General features: G+C 48.3%; 2 protein-coding genes. Both read right to left on the bottom strand.

Going from position 1 to position 2,364, the window contains the following annotated elements; all coding sequences use genetic code 11:
* On the bottom strand, positions 1-210 hold a 210-nt coding region (locus tag AAV90_RS10380), incomplete at its 3' end, for a thiolase family protein (RefSeq protein WP_046498697.1).
* A gap of 42 nt (positions 211-252) precedes the next feature.
* On the bottom strand, positions 253-2,364 hold a 2,112-nt coding region (locus tag AAV90_RS10385; RefSeq protein ID WP_046498699.1), incomplete at its 5' end, for a 3-hydroxyacyl-CoA dehydrogenase/enoyl-CoA hydratase family protein.

The raw sequence follows: 2,364 nt of genomic DNA on the forward strand, positions 1-2,364 counted from the left end.
GGCATGGTTCATGCCGCAGACCTGTTCTGGAGTGGAGCAACCCCAAATTATATCATCAATCATGCCGGCCTCAAAACTGCCTCCGGCTCTTTTAATAGCTTCCTGCATACACAGTTTGCTTAGTAACTCGGGTCTGGTATCCTTCAGGGTTCCTCTTGGAGCTTTACCACCCGCTGTGCGGACGCCTGATACTATAACAGCTTCTCTCAATCTTATTACCTCCTTGATATATATTACAACTGTCCGGTTTTATTAGTTACGGAGCGGTTTGCCGGTCTTGAGCATATGAGCGATTCTGTCCTGGGTTTTCTGGTTGCCTATGAGTTTCATGAAAAGTTCTCTTTCCAATTCTTCCAGATAGGTTTCGGTGATTTCCATACCGGTGCTTACGCCGCCACCGGCATAGATATTTATTATTCCGCACAGGATCTCCCAGTCGTATTCGCTGATAACACCGGCCCACATCATGCCTTTGGTGCCAACCAAGAGCAGATCTACCGCAGTCTGTCCGAAAGCCTTGAACGGTCTGGAAACTGGTGCGCTGTATCCATCCTCTACCATTTTTAAGACTCTGGCTTTAGCATCGGGGATAATCAGGTCTTCATTTAAGGAAATACCGTCAGTATCGCGGATGAAGCCAAGTTTTCTGCTTTCTTTGGCACTGGTGCCAACTTTGGCTTGGGCAATGGCTTCAAATTCAGGCTGTACAAAATTAATCGGGAACGGATTGTCGCCTTTGGAAATCCGGTCTACTACCCTTAATACAGATTCCTTAATTCCGCCGCCTGCTGGGATTAAGCCAACCCCTATTTCAACCTGTCCGGCGTACGTCTCAGCAGCTGCCTGGATAGCTGAACTCTGAGTCATCAGCTCGCATCCGCCCCCTAAAACCTGGCCTTTAACTGCCATAACGACTGGTTTCAGGCTGTATTTATTGGCATCATAAGTTTGATGGCCTTTTAGCAGAGCTGCTTCAATCGGAGCCCAATCCTTGTTCTGGGCATAACCATAAACCGCGGCTATATCAGCGCCTACGCAGAAGTTCTTCCCGCGTCCGGAAATAACCATGCCTTCCCAATCGGGCTTTTTCAGTTCTTCCTGAGCAGCCGATATCGTATCCAGCAGGTTGGGGTTAATGGCCGAAGCCTTACTGTGGCATTCCAGACCTAGAACTGCATCTCCCAAATCATACAGGGTTCCGTCAGCAGTAGAGAATATAACCTTGTTCTGAGCTTTCAGTCTGGGCAGAATAATAGCCGAGGGGCTTACAGCAATTTCTACATATTTTTTGTCAGGAATGGAGTAGTAGTAATCTACACCCGCTTCGGTCTTATAGAAGGAGGTAATCCCGGCTGCCAGCATTTCATCGATCCAAGCCGGAACGCTCATGCCTTCAGCTTTCATGCGGGCAATGTACTTGGGCAGATCCAGGGCTGAGAACAGCTGGAACGGGCCCATTTGATGGTTGTAACCCCAGTTAAGCGCACGGTCCATGTTTAAAACATCGTCTGATACTTCGGGTATTTTTGAAGCAGCATACAGGAACAGACCGGCTACATGTTTCCATATAAACTGGCCGCCTTTGTCATCGGATTCGAAGAAGGCGGTTACTTTTTCAGGTACGCTCTTGGCAGCTTTGGCAGCAGCCAGGCTGGGCAGATCAGGTTTTACGATGGGGCCATATTCGAAGGTGTTAACATCCAAAACCTGTTTTTCTTTGCCGACTCTCTTGTAGAAGCCACCCTTGGTTTTAGCACCCAGCATGTTGTTGTCCAGCATCTTCTGCAGGAAGGGAGCAGGGGTATACATGGCTTTTTCTTCCGGGCTATCTACGTTGTGCTGCACTTCCAGGGTTGACAATACAGCTATATCAACGCCGACCATGTCAAATAAACCAAAGGTTCCGGTTCCGGGACGGCCAATAGCTGAGCCGGTCAGTGCGTCTACTTCAGGAACGGTTAAGCCCAGTTCCATCATTAGCTGGGTAACGGAAGGTCCGGCCCAGTTTCCAAGGCGGTTGGCGACAAATGCCGGGGTATCCTTGGCATAAACGATGCCTTTGCCAAGCACTCTTTCGCCAAAATCAGCGAAAAACTCTACCACTTCAGGCAGGGTGTCTTTGCCGGGAATTAATTCCAAAAGTTTCATGTATCTTACGGGATTGAAGAAATGGGTTCCCATCCAGTACTGTCTGAATTCCAAGGGCATATCCTCAACGATTTTGTTGATGGAGATACTGGAGGTGTTACTGGTAACAAAAGTTCCGGGCTTGATGTTAGCAGCTATATTCTTCAAAACAGCTTTTTTGATTTCGATAACTTCGGGGACAACTTCCACAACCCAGTCACATTCAGCCAGTACACC

The organism is Syntrophomonas zehnderi OL-4 (assembly GCF_000983115.1).
In the GTDB taxonomy this organism is placed as follows: Bacteria; Bacillota; Syntrophomonadia; order Syntrophomonadales; family Syntrophomonadaceae; genus Syntrophomonas_B; species Syntrophomonas_B zehnderi.